Below are 17,872 nucleotides of genomic sequence, written 5' to 3'. Positions count from 1 at the left end.
TATGAAAGAATTGGTTAAGAAAAGCGAAAACTTCTCCGAATGGTATACGCAGGTAATTTTAAAAGCCGAATTAGCCGATTATGCACCAATAAAAGGTTGTATGGTAATAAGACCTTACGGTTACAGTTTATGGGAAAATATTCAAAAGGCCTTGGATAAAAGATTTAAAGAAACCGGTCACCAGAATGCTTATTTTCCTGTTTTTATTCCAGAAAGTTTTTTAAAAAAAGAAGCGGAACATGTGAAAGGATTTGCTCCTCAAGTGGCTTGGGTCACAAAAGGTGGTGAAGAGGATTTATCAGAAAGATTAGCAGTGAGACCAACATCGGAAGCGATAATTTGTAGTATGTATGCTAAATGGGTAAAATCTTATCGGGATTTACCTATTTTAATCAATCAATGGTGTAATATTGTCCGTTGGGAAAAAACTACTCGGTTATTTTTAAGAACCACTGAATTCCTTTGGCAGGAAGGACACACTTTACATCAGACCTTTGAAGAAGCCGAGAGAGAGGCAAAATTAATTTTAAATATTTATATTGAATTTTTAAGAGAAGAACTCGCTTTACCGGTCATTTCTGGCCTTAAACCCCCCTCAGAAAGATTTGCTGGAGCAATCAGAACCTACACAATTGAAGCATTAATGCCCGATGGCCAGGCTTTGCAATCAGGAACTACCCATAATTTGGGACAAAATTTTTCTAAAGCTTTTAATATCAAATTTTTGGATAGGGATAATAAAGAAAAATATCCTTGGGGTTCTTCTTGGGGTGTTTCCACAAGATTAATTGGAGCACTCATTATGATCCACGGCGATGATAATGGTCTTATTCTACCTCCTAACATTGCCCCAATCCAAATTGTCATTATTCCTATTCTTTATGGTAAAGATGACGAAAAAATCCTAAAAAAATGTGAAGCCTTAAAAGAAGAACTAAAAAAGGATTTTAGGGTCTATTTTGATGACCGAAAAGAATATACTCCTGGTTGGAAATTTAACGAATGGGAATTAAAAGGTGTTCCTTTACGGATAGAAATCGGTCAAAAGGAATTAGAAAAAGAAGAGATGAGAATAGTCAGCCGAGATTATCAAATTAGGGAAAATATAAAGTGGTCAAATTTAAAAGAGAATTTAAAAAATATCTTAGATCACCTTCAGAAAAATCTTTATTTAAAAGCAGAAAATTTTCTTAAAGAAAGAATCTTTTTCTATGACGAGTTAACAAAAATGAAAGAAGAAATATTAGAAAAGAAGGGAATGGCAAAAATATTTTGGTGTGGTAAAAGAGAATGCGAAGAAAAAATAAAAGAAGAAACAAAAACAACACCCCGCTGTATTCCTTTGGATGAAAAAAAAGAAGGCAAATGCATATCTTGTGGCAAAAAAACTAAATTAATAATTTATTATGCCCGAGCCTATTAACTATGGATCTATTTGATAAATGTGAAACTTATTATAAAAAAGTAGAAGAAGCGATTAATCGCGGATATTATCCTTATTTTAAACCTATTGAATCCGAAGCGAGCAATTGGGTAACAATTAAGGGAGAAAAGTATTTAATGTTAGGTTCTAATAACTATTTAGGATTAACCAATGATCCGAGAGTGAAAGAGGCAGCTATTGAGGCTGTTAAAAAATACGGCACAGGTTGCACCGGCTCCCGATTCCTTAACGGTACTTTAGATTTACATTTAGAATTGGAAGAAAAGTTAGCAAAATTTTTTAAGAAAGATGACTGTATTGTTTTTTCTACCGGTTATCAAACTAACTTAGGAATCATTTCTTCTTTAGTAGGTAAAAATGATTACGTAATTACCGATAAACTTGACCACGCTTCTATTATTGATGGCTGTAAATTATCCTTTGGAAATGTAAAGAGGTTTCCCCATAATAATATGGCAAGTTTGGAAAGAATTTTAAAATCTCTTCCTAAAAACTCGGGCAAACTTATTGTTGTTGATGGAGTTTTTAGTATGGAAGGAGATTTATGCGATTTGCCAGAAATTATCAGATTGAAAGAAAAATACGGCGCCCGTGTCCTTTTAGATGAAGCCCACGCGGTTGGTGTATTAGGAGAGAATGGACGTGGCACTGCAGAACACTTCGGATTAGAGGATAAAGTGGATTTAATTATGGGTACCTTTTCCAAATCCTTTGCAACCATCGGCGGTTTTGTAGTTGGTGAAAAAAAGGTAATTACCTACATTCGTCATAATGCCCGCTCACTAATTTTTTCTGCTAGTCTACCTCCGGCTTCTTTAGGAGCAGCTTTAAAAGTACTAGAAATCATACAAACTGAACCTGAAAGAAGAAAAAACTTATGGAAAATCACTGAAAAAATGAGAAAAGGTTTAAAGGAATTAGACTACGACACTGGTAATAGTGTAACTCCAATTATTCCAATAATTATTGGGGAAGATATAAAAACATTAAAATTTTGGCAGAATCTTTTTAAAAATAAAATTTTTACCAATCCAGTAATTCCTCCGGCAGTTCCTCCTAATCGTTCATTAATTAGAACAAGTTATATGGCTACCCATAAGGAAGAGGATATTGACTTTGCCTTAGAAGTGTTTAAAAAATTAAGATCCCTGTTGTAGGAGAGGTAATGATAAAAGTTGAAAAGGTTAAAAATAAAAGGGAGCTAGATTTATTTGTTAAACTACCTTTTAAAATTTATAAAAATGATAAAAATTTTGTTCCACCATTAATTAGTGATGTGAAAGAAACGGTCTCCAAAGAAAAAAATCCTTATTTTACCCACGCGGATATTGAACTTTTTTTAGCCTATTTAAAAAATGAAGTAGTCGGAAGAATTGCCGGCATCATCGATTATAATTATGTAAATCATCATAAAAAAAACATTGGCTTCTTTGGATTTTTTGAAGTAATTAATAATTTTGATGTTGCTTGTGCCTTATTTGATACTGCTAAAGAATGGTTAAAATCAAAAGGGATGGAAACAATGGTTGGGCCGGCTAATCCGGCTTTAAATGATGAATGTGCTTTTCTTTACGAAGGTTTTGATACTCCTCCGGTAATTAAAATGTCCTATAACCCTCCTTATTATTTGGAATTTGCTGAAAGATACGGAATGGTAAAAGCAAAAGATTTATATGCTTACTATATTAATTTAGACCAATTTGTTCCCCAAAAAATTGCTAATCTTATTGAAAAGTTAAAAAAGAAAGAAAGGTTTATTGTAAGAAAAGTAAATTTAAAAAGATTAGATATTGAATTAAAAAAAATAAAAGAAGTTTATAATGATGCTTGGCAAGAAAATTGGGATTTCACTCCTTTAACGGATGAAGAGATTAATTATTTAGGGAAAAAATTGAAACCGATTGCCAAAAGCGAAATAATTCCTATTGTGGAAGTAGATGGAGAACCAGCCGGAATAAGTATTGCCCTACCCAATTATAACGAAGTTTTAATTCATTTAAAAGGCAAACTTTTTCCTTTTGGGATTTTTAAATTTTTATATTATCAAAGAAAAATTAAAAGTGCTCGACTATGGGCGTTAGGAGTAAAAAAGAAATTTAGGAAAACTGGCGTTGATGCTTTGCTTTATTACGAAACTTTCTTGGGAGGCAAGCAACTGGGTTATGAATGGGGAGAGGTATCCTGGATTTTAGAAGATAATATTGAAATAATTAGACCAATTGAAACTTGGGGAGTAAAACTTTATAAGAAATATCGAGTTTATCAATATTTAATAAAGTAAAATAAACCTGACAAATCTCTAAATATTGACTTTTCAAAAAATTTTTATCATAATTTTAAGATGATAAAAATTTTAGTATTTTTTTTAACTTTTTTCTCTTTTGCTTTTTCCCAATTAATGATTGGTTTTGTGCGGATTGAACCGGAAATAGAAATTGAAACAATTAAAGTATATACTCAAAACACTTCGGATACTATCTATGCCGAAATTTTTCGACTAGGAAACGGATTTGCTCGTTATCAATTCTTTGCTGATGTTCTTGGAGAAACAATTGGAATATTCTCCCGTTTTCAAGAAACTTTAAGTTTTCGAATTAAAAATTTTAGAAAAACTGAATCTAATTTAATATTTGATATTTATCCAAATGCCGTAACTTTTGTTGTTGCTCATATTTTGCCCTATGAACCATTATCGCCAATTGCTTATATGAAAGCTTATTTAAAAAGAAATAATAAGTTTATAATCGATTCTTGCCAACTAACTTCTCAACAAGGTAATCTTTGGAACTATTATGCCTTAAATTTAAACCCCTTAGAAGTTCAGCCTTATGATACTTTGGTAGTGAAAGTTTGGCGAAGAGAAGGAGATTTTTTGAAATACCAGACTTTCACTACTATTTGGGATACTACTTATTTTGGACCTTATATTTGGACGATTTCTAATAAAATCCGAGATACTATCCATCTTATTGATACTTTTACTCCTTATTATTTTTATATTGAAAAAATTACACCGGAAACAATTTTTGCCGAGGTGCCTTTTAATTTAAAAGTTATTACCAGAAACGATTCTTTCTTTTCTCGGGATTATATTTTAGTAATTAAAATTGGTGAGAATACTTTCCGCCGAAGTGGGCACCTATCTTCTACTATTTACCATCCTATTTATGATACGGTGATTTTGGAAAATATTACTTTAACTCCTGGTGTTCATCCAGTAATCTGTTCGCTTATAACAAATGAACATAATCCAGTAATTGTCTATTATGACACAATTTTTACTTATAGCCTTCCCGAGCCAGGATGGAAAAAAAGAAAAGATTTAATTGCTGATAAACCTGTAAAAGACGGCAGTGATATGACCTACTTGCCTCCGAGATTTATCTACGCAATAACTGGTAGCAACACTAATAATTTTATTCTTTACGATATTTTAAGTGATAATTGGCAAAAATTAGAAACTGTTCCTGGTGGAGAAAAGAAAAAAAGAATAAAAAAAGGATGTGCTTTAGCAAGTGATAATTCCAATTATATCTATCTCATCAAAGGTGGCAATACTTTAGAATTCTGGCGATACAATATTTCTCAAAGAAAATGGGAAAGAAGAAAAGATATTCCTTACGGCTTCAAATATCCTTCCGGAAAAGAAACAAAATTGAAAAGCGGTTGTGATATGATTTATGTAAAAAAATTAGATTCTAGTTTTATCTATTTGCTTTATGGTTCAAAAACTAATAATTTATATTCTTATCACATTGAACGAGATACTTGGATAAAAAGAAAAGATATTCCAATAAATCCAAGCGGTAAACCAATGGACGAAGGAAGTTGTTTAGCCTATGATGGTAGATATAATATTTATATTTTAAAGGGCAAATATGGTGATTTTTATAAATATAATATTTTTACTGATTCTTTCACTCAATTATCTTCTCTTCCCGAAGCACCTTCTAATAGTAAAAAGAAGAAAAAACCAAAAAATGGAACTTCTTTGACTTATAAAGATGGTAAAATTTATTGTCTCAAAGGAGGAACAGCTCAATTCTGGCAGTATACCCAAGGAGATAGTTGGTATCTTATTGATTCATTGCCAATAAACAAAACAAAAGGAAGTTCAATGGTTTATGTACCTGATTTCCAAACTTTCTTCTTTATTTTAGGTAATAAAACCAATTTGTTCTATTCTTATCGGGAAAGAGCCATTGGGATTGAAGAAAATAAATTTGAAGCAGTTTTTCAAGAAAATATTAAAACAATTTATTTTAAAAAAGATTTAATTTATTCAGAAAAAGACTATTCAATTTTTAATTCATTAGGAGAAAAATTGAATAAAGAGAAAATAAGAACAGGTATTTATTTTATCATTCCCCGAAACAAAAAAGCTGTCAAAAAGATCATTATCCTTCGGTAATGTATGAAGTAAAAATCTATTCAGGTTATAAAGGAGAAGAAAGACCACGTGCGATTTTGATGGATGGTAAAGAGTATTTAATTGAAAAGATTCTCTATAAAGAAATTGTTGAAGATTTTAAAACCCGCGAAAGAAAGATTATTTTTCTATGTTTTTGTAATCAAAAGTATTATAAAATAATTAGATTGCCTAATAATAATTGGGAATGTTATGAACAAAAATAAGGAGTTAGCCAAAATTTTTAATACGATTGCCGATGCTTTAGAATATAAAGGAGAACTACAATATAAAGTTATTGCCTACCGAAAAGCAGCAAGAGCATTAGAAGAATTAACAGAAGATATTGAAGAACTTTATAAAAAAGGAAAATTACGTTCTATTCCAGGAATCGGTGAAGGAATTGAAAAAAAGATTAAAGAATATTTAGAAACTGGTAAAATGAAAAAATATGAAGAAGCCTTGGAAGGAATTCCTGAAGGGCTGTTAGAACTTCTATCAATCCAAAATCTTGGTCCAAAAACATTGGCTTTAGCACACAAAGAACTTGGTGTAAAAAATTTAGAAGATTTAAAAAGGGTAATTGAAAACGGCTCTTTGGCAAAATTATTTAGAATGGGTGAAAAAAAGGTTGAAAATATTAAAAAAGGAATCGAACTCTACGAACAATCGCAAGCAAGAATACCAATTGATGTTGCCCTTAATATTGCCGAAGAAGTAGTTGATTATTTAAAGAAAAACAAGAAAGTAAAAGAAGTTTGCCCCTCTGGTTCTCTAAGAAGATGGAAAGAAACGATTGGCGATATTGATATTCTTGTTACTTGTGATGATAAAGATAGACAAGAAATAATTGAATATTTTACTAGATATCCAAAAGTTTCACGAATTCTTGCTGCTGGAGAAACAAAAGCTTCGGTAATGATTGGTGAAGGAAAAGAGGCAAGACAAGTAGACATCAGAATTGTTCCGGAAGAGTCTTATGGTGCGGCTCTCCAATATTTTACTGGTTCAAAAGCTCACAATATTAAACTAAGAAGTCTTGCCAAAGATAAGGGGTTAAAAATCTCAGAGTACGGTGTTTTTAAAGGTGATAAAATGATTGCTGGTAGAACTGAAGAAGAGGTATACAAAGCTATTGGACTAGTTTGGATTCCACCGGAATTAAGAGAAGACCGAGGTGAAATTGAAGCCGCCCAAAAGGGAGAATTGCCCAAATTAATTGAGTTAAAAGATATCAAAGGCGACTTTCAAATACATACGACTTACTCTGATGGTTTAGACGATTTAGAGACAATGATTAATGCTTGTCGAAAAATTGGCTATCAATATATCGCAATAACCGATCATTCTAAATTTGCTAAATATGCCCATGGTTTAGATGAAGAAAGATTAAAAAAACAATGGGAAGAGATAGATAAACTTTCTAAAAAATATAAAGACATAAAAATTTTAAAGGGAATAGAAGTGGATATTTTACCCGACGGTGGCTTGGACTTTTCTGATGAAATATTAAAAGAATGTGATGTGGTTGTCGCCGCTGTCCATCAAGGATTTAAAAAGAAAGTTACTGAAAGATTAATTGAAGCAATTAAAAATCCTTATGTTCATATCATTGCCCATCCTCAAGGAAGATTAATTTCTAAGAGAGAAGGATATGAAGTCGACATTGAAAAAGTCTTAGAATATGCCCAAAAATATAATAAAGTGTTAGAACTTAATGCCTATCCCGATAGATTAGATTTGGATGAATTGCATTTGAGAAAGGCTAAATCTCTTGGAATAAAAATTGCTATAAATACCGATGCTCACGCAGTTAGAGATTTAGGATGGATGCGATTCGGTGTCGGCATCGCTCGCAGAGCTTGGTTAGAAAAAGAAGATGTGATAAATACTTGGGATTATAATAAACTTATCAAATTTCTAAAAGAAATAACTAAGAAAATAACTGCGGATGTTATATAAAGAAGCTGGCGTTGATATCGATAGACTATCCCTTATCAAAAAATTTATAAAAAAGGAAGCTAAAGAAACAAAAACTCCTCTGGTATTATCAGATATCGGTCTTTTTGGTTCCCTTTTTGAATTAAAAGGTTATAAAAATCCAGTCCTGGTTGCTAGTGTTGATGGAGTAGGTACGAAAATTTTGATTGCTTGCCAAATGAATAAACATAAAGGAATTGGTGAAGATATCGTTAATCACTGTGTCAACGATATTCTAACAATTGGTGCCAAACCCTTATTTTTCTTAGATTACATTGCTTTTAGCAAGATTGAAGAAGAAGTTGTTAAAGAAGTAATAACTGGAATAAAAAGAGCTTGTAAATATAACAATATCGCCTTAGTAGGCGGCGAACTTGCCCAGATGCCTGACTTCTATCCAAAAGGTGTCTACGATTTAGTTGGTTTTATTATTGGTGTTTGTGAAAAAGAAGAAATTATTGATGGCAGAAAAATAGAAGAAGAGGACATAATTGTAGGTCTCCCCTCTTCCGGACTTCATACCAATGGTTATTCGTTAGTTAGAAAAATATTTAAAAAATTTAATATAAAAATAAAAGGCTTAAAAAGAACACTGGGAGATGAATTATTAATTCCTCATAAAAGTTATTTAAACGAAATCTTTCCATATTTAAAAGAAATAAAAGGAATTGCCCATATTACTGGTGGTGGATTTTATGAAAACATAAAAAGGATTTTACCAAAAGGTCTTTCCTGCATAATTTACAAAAAAACTTGGGAAGTTCCTAAGATATTTAAAATTATCCAAAAATATGGAAATATTCCCGAAGAGGAAATGTATAAAGTTTTTAATATGGGAATGGGCATAGTTTTAATTGTTGAAAAAGATAGCAAGATTTTAAGAAAAATAAAAGAAGCAAAAATTATTGGTAAAGTTATAAAGGGTAATTTTGGAGTTAAAATTGTATGATAAGTAATTACACTATTCAATTATTAAATCAATGTCAAAATAATCCCAATACTTGTCCTTGCAATAATCCTTGTTATAACCCAAATGTTCCTGCTTTAATTTTTCAATTTCCCATCGTTACTAATAATAAAAAGAAAATAATGCTAATTTCCGAAAGTCCTTATAATTTTCCCGGCAAATCTAAATATACAAAGAGAGTAGCAAATAATGTCAATGAATTTATAACCGAACATTTACAACATGGGCTTCAAAATACATCTTCTAAATATAACTCTCAAAGAAGTTATGGAACACCTTGTAATATATTTGAATTTATTTATCACACTTTTTATAGAGTTTTTTCAAATCCTTCCCAACCTAATCCTAATAAATTTTTAAAAAGAATTTATTGGACACATCTCTGGAAAAGAACTTTTAGAAATAAACCAAAGCCTTCCTTTTGTGCTTGCTTTTGTCTTTTTATAAATGAAATAATTTATTTCCAACCTGATATTATAATCATTCTTCAGACTAATTTGTTTAAAGAATTAATAAATCCACAAGATTTATATGGTTTTTTTGGTTCTCCTGAACCTAATATAAATAAAATTATTCAATCTTATACTACCAAAAATGATTTGATTATTAAGTGTCATCTTAATATATCCACATTTCAAAAACAGATAGATGTGATTTTTATACCTAACCCCTCTCCCAAAAATGCTTGGAAACAGAGATTTTATGGACAATTACAACAGCAGATTCAAAATACCTTTAATTATATTGACCAAATTATCTAATATAAATTAACCCATTCTCCTTATATTACTACCCCTGGCACACTTGGGTAAACTAACATTAAGACACTTATGAGAATCCATACTAAAATACTTATTAAGGCTTTTGATAAAATACTTCATAAGAATAATACTAATACATCTTATAAAGTTATTACTAAAATAGTTAATAAGACAAGGATTAATATGGGATTTAAGACGAATATAAAAGATATGGGAGAGACGTTCCCTATCTTTATTACAAATTTTAGATAAGTATTTGGAATATAAATGGCTTAGAAAATTTTTCTGCTTTAAAATTTTTGCATAGAATGCAAATTTTTTTCTCTTTTATAATTTAATCTTGACAAATATTAATTTTTTTATATATTTCTTTTTAGATTGACTTTTTAGGAAATTTTATTATTTTTATTATATGGCGCATGCATATATTCCTGGATTGAAAGTAACTGATTTTACTTTAATTAGAAAGGAAAGAAGGCTTCCTTTACCAGGTGAGATTTTGGTTAAAATTGGTGAGGAAGTTAAAGGTGAGGATATTGTTGCGAAAACTTATCTTCCCGGTAATGTCCAAACGGTTAATGTTGCTGGTCTGCTAAATATTCCACCAGAGGATATAAGGGAAGTAATGATAAAGAAGGAAGGCGATGAAGTTGAGAAGGATGAAGTTATTGCCTATACTAAAAGTTTCTTTGGTCTCTTTAAATCTTATGTGAGAAGTCCGGTTAAAGGAAAGATTGAAAATATTTCAGAAATCACTGGGCAAGTTATTATCCGTGAACCACCACAGCCTGTCCAAGTTAGTGCTTATATTGATGGTATAGTGAAAGAGATCATCCAAAACGAAGGTGTAATAATTGAAACTTATGCTAGTTTAGTGCAAGGGATTTTTGGTATTGGTGGAGAAACACGAGGAATTTTAAAAGTAGTAGTTTCTAAACCGGAGGATGTTTTGACGGAAAAAGAGATTGACGAAAATTGTAAAGGGGAAATTGTAGTTGGAGGCTCTTTGGTAACTTTAGAGGCGTTAAAAAAAGCAAGAGAGGTTGGTGTGAGAGGAATTGTTGTAGGTGGAATTGAAGACGAAACAATAAAGAATTTTCTCGGTTACGATATTGGTGTTGCCATTACCGGGCAAGAAAATTGTAATTTGACTTTAATAATTACCGAAGGTTTTGGTCGAATGAAAATGGCAGAAAAAACTTTTTCTTTATTGAAATCTTTAGAGAGGAAAATTGCCTCAATGAACGGTGCTACCCAAATTCGTGCAGGTGTAATTCGACCGGAGATAATTGTTACCCAACGAGATAGTTTTAACAAAAAACAAATGGAAGATTCTTTTAAATATTCTCAAGGGTTAGAAATTGGAACTCCGGTAAGAATCATCCGTGAACCTTATTTTGGAATGATTGGCAAGGTAGTTTCTCTACCAGTAGAATTACAGAAGATTGAAACAGAATCTTACGTAAGAGTTGTGGAAGTAGAATTAGAAGATAAAAGAAGAATAATTGTACCACGGGCAAATGTGGAAATCATTGAAGTTTAATTTTTTATTATTAAATTTCCTTTTTGCTTTTAATTTTTTAAACAACGGTACTACTTTAGAAGAAATCTCTCTTGGTTCCCTTGCTCATAATCCTGCCAAGTATGCCAATTATAAAAATTTTTTAGTAGAAATAAATTACAGTTCTTATCCTCTATCCACTTCTCAAATTTCTCTCCTTCTTTTAAGAGAAACAAATTTAATTAATTACGGGTTAGAAATTGTAAATTTTAAATATGGCGAAATTGAAAGAAGAGGAAAATATCCTACTGATTTTTGGGGTTATTATTCAGCCGAAGACTATGTTCTTTCTTTTTCTATAATTAAAAAACTCTTAAAAAATTTTAATGTTGGTTTCTCTTTAAAATTTTATTATTCAACTTTGTATATTTATTCTGATTATTCCTTTGGCTTTGATTTCGGAATTGATTATTCACCAATTAAATATCTAACAGGTTCTATAAGTTTTACTAATCTTTCTTTGCCCTTACACTATATCTCCCAAAATTTCTATCCACCAAATAATTTAAATTTAACTTTAAAACTTTCACCAATAGATTTTTTAAAAAATTACTTAGAATTTAGCCGAGATTTAAGAGAAAAAAAGAATTATTTAAAGTTGGGTTTAGAATTGAAACCCAATCCAATAATTGATTTAAAAACTGGTTATAATTTTTATAATAGAATTTTTAATGTCGGCTTTTCCATAAATCCTTTAAAAAGAAATATTTTAAAAATATCATATGCCTACCGAATTTTAAAATCTTTATCTTCTTCCCATCATTTAGGAATAAGTTTTGGAAAAATAAAATGAAAGAGTATCTAGATTTTGAAAAACCGATTGCGAAATTAATAGAAAAAATTGAAGAGGCAAAAAAAAATGGCAATGAAGATAAGATAAAAAAGTTAGAAAATGCCTTAATAAAAGTTAAGAAAAAAATTTTTGAAAAAATTACTCCTTGGCAAAAGGTATTACTAGCAAGACATCCGCAAAGACCTTACACCTTAGATTATATTGAAAGAATTACCGAAGATTTTATTGAACTTCATGGCGATAGAAGATTTGGTGATGATTTAGCAATTGTTGGTGGATTAGGAAAGATTGAAGATATTGGTTGTGTAATTGTTGGTCATCAAAAAGGAAGGGATACAAAAGAGAAATTGAAAAGAAATTTTGGGATGCCTCATCCTGAAGGTTATCGAAAGGCATTAAGAATAATGAAACTTGGCGAGAAATACAATTTACCCATAATTAGTTTTATTGACACTCCCGGTGCCTTTCCAGGAATTGGTGCCGAAGAAAGAGGCCAGGCACAAGCGATCGCAGAAACAATCAAAGAAATGTCACTATTAACTGTTCCTATTGTTGTGGTAGTAATTGGCGAAGGCGGTTCCGGAGGTGCTCTAGCAATTGCGATTGGCAATCGGGTACTAATGATGGAAAATGCTATTTATTCAGTCATCTCTCCTGAGGGCTGTGCTTCTATCTTATGGCGAGATGGTTCAAAAGCAGAAAAAGCTGCTGAAATGCTTAAATTAACTGCCCAAGATTTATTAAAATTTGGAATTATTGACGAAATTGTTAAAGAACCTCTCGGAGGTGCCCACCAAAATTGGGAAGAAGCAGCGGCAATTTTAAAAGAAGCAATTTTAAGAAATTTAAGAGAACTTATAAAATTATCAAAAGAAGAAATCTTAAATAAAAGAATTGAAAAATTTAGAAGGATGGGCATATGAAAGTTGGCTACTGTGGAATTTTTGGAAAACCAAATGTAGGAAAATCTTTACTTTTAAATCGCTTATTAAATACCCCTCTATCTATTGTTTCGCCTAAACCACAAACAACTCGTCATAAAATTTTAGGAATTCTCTCCGAAAAAGATTATCAGATTATTTTTTTGGATACTCCCGGACTTCTAAAACCCAAATATCTATTGCATGAATTCATGACAAAAGAGATTGATGAAAGTCTAGAATCCTCAGATGTTACCCTTTTTGTTTGTGAACCTTTTGGTCCCCCCGATGATTTAGAAAACGAAATAATAAAAAAAATAAAAGAAAAAGAAAAACCTTGTTTGGTAGCAATAAATAAAGTAGATTTGGTTAAAAAAGATTTAATTTTACCATTAATAGAAACTTATAATCAAATGGGATTTTCGGAAATTTACCCTATTTCAGCCCTAAAAAATGTTGGCATTGAAGAATTAAAGGAAGGGATCGTCAAGTATTTAAAAGATGGGGAACCTTATTACGAAACTGATATAATTAGCGAGAAGAATGAACGATTTTTCGTAGCGGAGTTTATTAGAGAAGCAATTTTTAATCTTTACGGTGAAGAAATTCCCTATTGTACTACTGTGGAAGTAGAAGAATTTAAAGAAAGAGAAAGTGGAAAAGATTATATTCGGGCAACTATTTATGTCGAAAAACTTTCTCAAAAAAAGATTATTATCGGCAAAGAAGGTAAGGCATTGAAAAAATTGGGAGAAATGGCACGAAAAAGAATTGAGGCTTTTTTAGGTAAAGAAATTTATTTAGAACTTTGGGTAAGAGTAAAAGAAAATTGGCGAAAAGATTCTCAATTCATTAAGAAAACAGTTTATGGTTTTTAAAATTGAGATAAAAATCTTAGATCATTCTGATAAAAAAGTCTTATATCATCTATTTGAAACTTGATCATGGCAAGTCTTTCTACTCCTAAACCAAAAGCAAAACCGCTATAAACTTCCGGATCAATATTCACATTTTTTAAAACTTGGGGATGAACCATTCCACAACCTAAAATTTCTAAAAATCCCTTACCCCGACAGCGAGGACAACCTTTGCCTAAACATTTCAAACAGGAAATTGATACTTCAGCACTCGGTTCAGTAAAAGGAAAATAAGAAGGAGTGAATTTTATTATTACCTCCTTACCAAAAAATAAATGACAAAATTCTTCCAAGGTGGCTTTTAAATCTAAAAAAGTCACGTCGGTATCTACATAAAGTCCTTCGATCTGATGAAAAACAGGTGAATGGGAAGCATCAAAATCATCCGGACGAAAAACTCGTCCCGGAGCAATAATTCTTATTGGTGGTTTTTCTCTTTCCATTACTCTTATTTGGACAGGAGAAGTATGGCTTCTTAATAACCGACCATCAGGAAGATAAAACGTGGAAAACATATCTCTTGCCGGATGTAAAGGCGGAATATTCAAGGCAGTAAAATTATGCCATTCATCCTCTATTTCCGGTCCCTGTTCTTCTTTAAATCCCATTCGTACAAAGATATCAATACATTCTTCCATAACCTGAGTTATTGGATGTTTATGTCCTAACCAAAATTTCCTTCCCGGTAAAGTATAATCAAAAAAAACTTCTCTTTTTTCTTCTTTTAAAAGACCTCTTTTTTCTTCAATTACCTTTTCTAAATATTCCTTAAATTCATTGGCTTTTTTTCCTAAGGTTCTTTTTTCTTCAATAGATAAATCTTTTATTTTCCTTAAAAAATTTGTTAACTCCCCCTTTCTTCCTAAATATTTAATACGAAAATTCTCTAAAGCAGTTAAATCTTTTATTAAAGAGAGTTCTTCTTCGGCAGCTTTTATAATTCTTTCTAATTCCTCGTTCAATTTAACTGTGCTTTAACTAATTCAACAATTTTTTCAAATTCTTGAGGATTATTAATTGCTAATTCCGAAAGAGTTTTTCGATTAAGAGTAATGTTAGCAAGTTTTAAACCATAAATAAATTTAGAATAGGTAATTCCATAAGGTCTTAAAGCTGCATTCAATCGGGTAATCCATAATCTTCGAAAAACCCTTTTCTTCCGTTTTCTTTCTCGATAAGCCGAAAGCCACGCCTTCATTACCTGTAAACGTGCTGTTTTATACAGACGATGTTTACCACCCCAATAACCTTTAGCATATTTCAACCATTTTTTTCTTCTCTTTCTGGTATAAGGTCCAGTTTTTACCCTTGGCATACTCTCACCTCCTTAAACTCCTGGAATCAATTTCTTAATTCTTTTTTCATCCTTTTTACTAAATTCCTTTTTTAAAGATAGTCGCCTTTTTCTCTTTTGTGTTTTTTTGGCCAGTAAATGGGATTTACCAGCTCGCCAATGTAAAATTTTTCCTGTACCGGTTACTTTTATTCTTTTTTTTAAACCTTTATGAGTTTTTAACTTCATCTTTTCGCTCCTCTTCTTTTTTAATAATTTTTTTACCAGGTAAAAAGGTCAACTGAATAACATGACCGCTTTCTCCCAAAAATTTTGGTTTATTTTCTAAATAACCAAATTCTTCAATATCTTTAATAAGTTTCTCTACCAAATTTAATCCCAGTTCTTTATGGATTAATTCCCGGCCACGCATAACAATAGTTACCCTTACTCTCTGTTTTGCTTCTAAAAATTCTCTTATTTGATTTAATTTCGTTTGATAATCATGTTCATTTATTTTTGGTGAAAGCCTTATTTCTTTCAGAACTGAAGCCAACTGCTTCTTTTTCAATTCTTTTTCTTTTTGTTGCTGTTCATATTTAAATTTACCGTAATCTACAATGTAACAAACTGGTGGCGAAGCATTTGGAACAACCTCTACTAAGTCTAAGTTCTTTTCCCGCGCTAATTTTAAAGCCTCTTTTAGTGGCATAATTCCCAAATTTCTTTTATTCTCATCAATTACTCTTACTTGGCATGCTTTTATATTCTCATTTATTCGCCAGTTTTTGTTGCTAATAAGTTCACCTCCTTTTTTCAATATCTTCTTTTATCATTTTAATAAAACCTTCTAAATCCATCCTACCAATATCTCCTTCTTTTCTTTTCCGAACACTCAAACATTTGTTTTCTACTTCTTTTTTACCTAAAATTATCATATAAGGCACCTTCATTCTTTCGTGTTCAGCAATTTTATAATTAATCTTTTCCGAACGAAAATCAGTTTCTACCCTTATTTTTTCATTTTTTATCTTTTCATAAATATTTTTGGCATAAGGAATCTCTTTTTCAGTTATTGTCATTATTACTACTTGCACTGGTGAAAGCCAAACAGGAAAAGCACCACCGTAATATTCAATCAATATTCCTAAAAACCTTTCCAAAGAGCCAAGAATAGTTCGGTGAATAATTACTGTTTCATGATGATAACCATCTTTTCCCATAAAAGTTACTTTAAATTGTTTAGGAAGATTAAAATCGAATTGAATTGTTGTTGCTTGTTCTTTCTTTATAAATCCTTGTAATTTTAAATCAATCTTTGGTCCATAAAAAGTAGCCTCACCATAAGCTTCTTTATAAGAAAGATTTAATTTCTTTAAAGCATTTATTAATGCTCTTTCGGCCATTTCCCACTCTTTTTCACTTCCCATATATTTCTCTTTTTTCGATAAACTCCGTAAGGAAAGTTCAAAATCAAACTCCTTAAAACCAAAATCTTTTAATATCTCTAAGGAAAAGTTTAAAATATTAACAATCTCTTCTTCCACTATTTCAGGGGTAACAAAAATATGAGCATCATCTTGGGTAAATCCTCGAACCCTTAAAGTCCCATATAAAACGCCGCTTCTTTCTTGTCGATAAACTGTTCCTAATTCACAGATTCTTAATGGCAAATCTCGATAACTTCTTACTTTGGATTTATAAATTAAAATATGACCAGGACAGTTCATCGGTTTTAATACATAGTTCTCATTCTCCTGGGGAATAAAATACATATTTTCATTGTAATACTTGATGTGACCCGAAATTCGCCATAATTCCTCCCGAGCAATATGAGGAGTATAAACAAGTTGATAACCTTTTTCTAAGTGTTTTTCAATCCAATAATTCTCAATAATTCTCCGCAAGATTGCACCCTTTGGAAGCCAATAGACTAAACCACTACCTGCTTCTTCAAAAAAAGAAAAAAGTTCTAAAGAGATTCCTAATTTTCGATGATCTCTCTTTTTTGCTTCTTCTAAAAATTTTAAATGTTCTTCTAATTCACTCTTTGTTGGAAAGGCTACTCCGTATATCCTTGATAACATTGGATTTCTTTCATCTCCTTTCCAATAAGCACCGGCAACACTCAAAAGTTTAAAAGCCTTTATCATTCCTGTTCTCGGCAAATGAGGTCCCAAACAAAGATCAATAAAATCACCTTGTTTATATACAGAAATTTTTTCATCCGGTATTTCGTTTAAAATTTCTAATTTGAAATCTTCTCCTTTTTCTTTAAAATACTTAATTGCTTCTTCCCGCTTTAAATACAAGTGCTCAATAGGTAAATCTAATTCTACAATTTCTCTCATTTTTTCTTCGATTAAAGAAAAATCCCCTTCAGAAAAAGGTGGAATTTTATAAAAATCATAATAAAACCCATCTTCAATTGCTGGTCCAATTCCTAATTTTACCGAAGGAAAAAGAGATTTTACCGCATGGGCTAATAAATGGGCAGAGGAATGCCAAAATACATTTCTTCCCTCTTCGCTATCAAAATATACCGGCTCTATTTCATCTTTATCTTCTTCGTTAATATCAGAAGTTAAATCGATTAATTTACCTTTCAATTTTGCGGCTACGATTCGATTATCTTTAAATAAATCTAATACTTTCACATTATTATTATAATAATCAATTTTTTATTGTCAATAAAAATTATAATCAAAATAGCAACACCAACTTGTTAGAAAATACTAAAGGAAAGAAGAGTTTAAAGATTATTTAACAAGTTTTTAAAAACTTTGGAGATTTAAAATACAAAAGAAGACTAATAAGATTTTTACACTAATATACCGTATTAAAAATA

At 31.0% G+C, this 17,872-nt stretch carries 17 protein-coding genes; 12 read left to right on the top strand and 5 right to left on the bottom strand.

The genetic code is table 11. The features are described 5' to 3' along the window. Position 1 precedes the first annotated feature (1 nt). From proS to era, 12 genes are all read left to right on the top strand, one after another. Positions 2-1,423: a proline--tRNA ligase gene (gene proS / locus ABIK75_01320; protein MEO0089737.1), complete on the top strand. Its 1,422-nt coding sequence runs from the start codon at positions 2-4 to the stop codon at positions 1,421-1,423. Between the two features lie 2 nt (positions 1,424-1,425). After that, positions 1,426-2,601, top strand: coding sequence for an aminotransferase class I/II-fold pyridoxal phosphate-dependent enzyme (locus ABIK75_01315; protein MEO0089736.1), 1,176 nt, complete (start codon positions 1,426-1,428; stop codon positions 2,599-2,601). Between the two features lie 8 nt (positions 2,602-2,609). Further along, positions 2,610-3,725 carry a hypothetical protein gene (locus tag ABIK75_01310; protein ID MEO0089735.1) on the top strand — a complete coding sequence of 372 codons (1,116 nt, stop codon included), beginning with the start codon at positions 2,610-2,612 and terminating at the stop codon, positions 3,723-3,725. Positions 3,726-3,785: 60 nt separating this feature from the next. Next, the gene (locus ABIK75_01305) at positions 3,786-5,855 is read left to right on the top strand and encodes a hypothetical protein (GenBank protein ID MEO0089734.1); all 2,070 of its coding nucleotides are present in this window, start codon (positions 3,786-3,788) and stop codon (positions 5,853-5,855) included. Beyond that, a complete protein-coding gene (locus ABIK75_01300) occupies positions 5,855-6,079 on the top strand; it encodes a hypothetical protein (GenBank protein MEO0089733.1) in 225 nt (74 codons plus the stop codon). Before ABIK75_01305 ends, ABIK75_01300 begins: the two co-directional genes overlap by 1 nt. Beyond that, positions 6,066-7,814, top strand: a complete 1,749-nt coding sequence (gene polX, locus ABIK75_01295; GenBank protein MEO0089732.1) for a DNA polymerase/3'-5' exonuclease PolX — start codon at positions 6,066-6,068, stop codon at positions 7,812-7,814. Before ABIK75_01300 ends, polX begins: the two co-directional genes overlap by 14 nt. Then, complete coding sequence (gene purM, locus ABIK75_01290; GenBank protein MEO0089731.1) at positions 7,804-8,781, top strand: phosphoribosylformylglycinamidine cyclo-ligase; 978 nt, start codon at positions 7,804-7,806, stop codon at positions 8,779-8,781. Before polX ends, purM begins: the two co-directional genes overlap by 11 nt. Then, positions 8,778-9,560, top strand: a complete 783-nt coding sequence (locus ABIK75_01285; protein MEO0089730.1) for a hypothetical protein — start codon at positions 8,778-8,780, stop codon at positions 9,558-9,560. Before purM ends, ABIK75_01285 begins: the two co-directional genes overlap by 4 nt. Before the next feature lie 412 nt (positions 9,561-9,972). Then, positions 9,973-11,103, top strand: coding sequence for a hypothetical protein (locus ABIK75_01280; GenBank protein ID MEO0089729.1), 1,131 nt, complete (start codon positions 9,973-9,975; stop codon positions 11,101-11,103). Next, on the top strand, positions 11,081-11,914 hold the full coding sequence (locus ABIK75_01275) for a hypothetical protein (GenBank protein MEO0089728.1): 834 nt from the start codon (positions 11,081-11,083) through the stop codon (positions 11,912-11,914). The genes ABIK75_01280 and ABIK75_01275 overlap by 23 nt, the downstream gene beginning before the upstream one ends. Continuing rightward, a complete protein-coding gene (locus tag ABIK75_01270) occupies positions 11,911-12,837 on the top strand; it encodes an acetyl-CoA carboxylase carboxyltransferase subunit alpha (protein MEO0089727.1) in 927 nt (308 codons plus the stop codon). The genes ABIK75_01275 and ABIK75_01270 overlap by 4 nt, the downstream gene beginning before the upstream one ends. Continuing rightward, positions 12,834-13,712 carry a GTPase Era gene (era, locus tag ABIK75_01265; protein MEO0089726.1) on the top strand — a complete coding sequence of 293 codons (879 nt, stop codon included), beginning with the start codon at positions 12,834-12,836 and terminating at the stop codon, positions 13,710-13,712. The genes ABIK75_01270 and era overlap by 4 nt, the downstream gene beginning before the upstream one ends. Here era and pheS read toward each other — a convergent pair. From pheS to thrS, 5 genes are read right to left on the bottom strand one after another with little or no spacing between them, the layout of a single operon-like run. Further along, positions 13,709-14,713 carry a phenylalanine--tRNA ligase subunit alpha gene (gene pheS / locus ABIK75_01260; protein MEO0089725.1) on the bottom strand — a complete coding sequence of 335 codons (1,005 nt, stop codon included), beginning with the start codon at positions 14,711-14,713 and terminating at the stop codon, positions 13,709-13,711. The two genes, era and pheS, sit on opposite strands and share 4 nt — an antisense overlap. Further along, positions 14,710-15,066: a 50S ribosomal protein L20 gene (gene rplT, locus ABIK75_01255; protein ID MEO0089724.1), complete on the bottom strand. Its 357-nt coding sequence runs from the start codon at positions 15,064-15,066 to the stop codon at positions 14,710-14,712. The genes pheS and rplT overlap by 4 nt, the downstream gene beginning before the upstream one ends. A 12-nt stretch (positions 15,067-15,078) precedes the next feature. Next, positions 15,079-15,273 (bottom strand): 50S ribosomal protein L35, encoded by a 195-nt coding sequence (gene rpmI, locus ABIK75_01250; GenBank protein MEO0089723.1) that lies wholly within the window; start codon positions 15,271-15,273, stop codon positions 15,079-15,081. Beyond that, positions 15,254-15,844: a translation initiation factor IF-3 gene (infC, locus tag ABIK75_01245; protein MEO0089722.1), complete on the bottom strand. Its 591-nt coding sequence runs from the start codon at positions 15,842-15,844 to the stop codon at positions 15,254-15,256. Before infC ends, rpmI begins: the two co-directional genes overlap by 20 nt. Next, on the bottom strand, positions 15,828-17,681 hold the full coding sequence (gene thrS, locus ABIK75_01240) for a threonine--tRNA ligase (GenBank protein ID MEO0089721.1): 1,854 nt from the start codon (positions 17,679-17,681) through the stop codon (positions 15,828-15,830). The genes infC and thrS overlap by 17 nt, the downstream gene beginning before the upstream one ends. Positions 17,682-17,872: the final 191 nt, after the last annotated feature.

The organism is candidate division WOR-3 bacterium (assembly GCA_039801725.1).
Classification (GTDB): Bacteria; Hydrothermota; Tepidihabitantia; order Tepidihabitantales; family DTDR01; genus DTDR01.
This window is presented reverse-complemented; position numbering and strand designations above follow the sequence as displayed.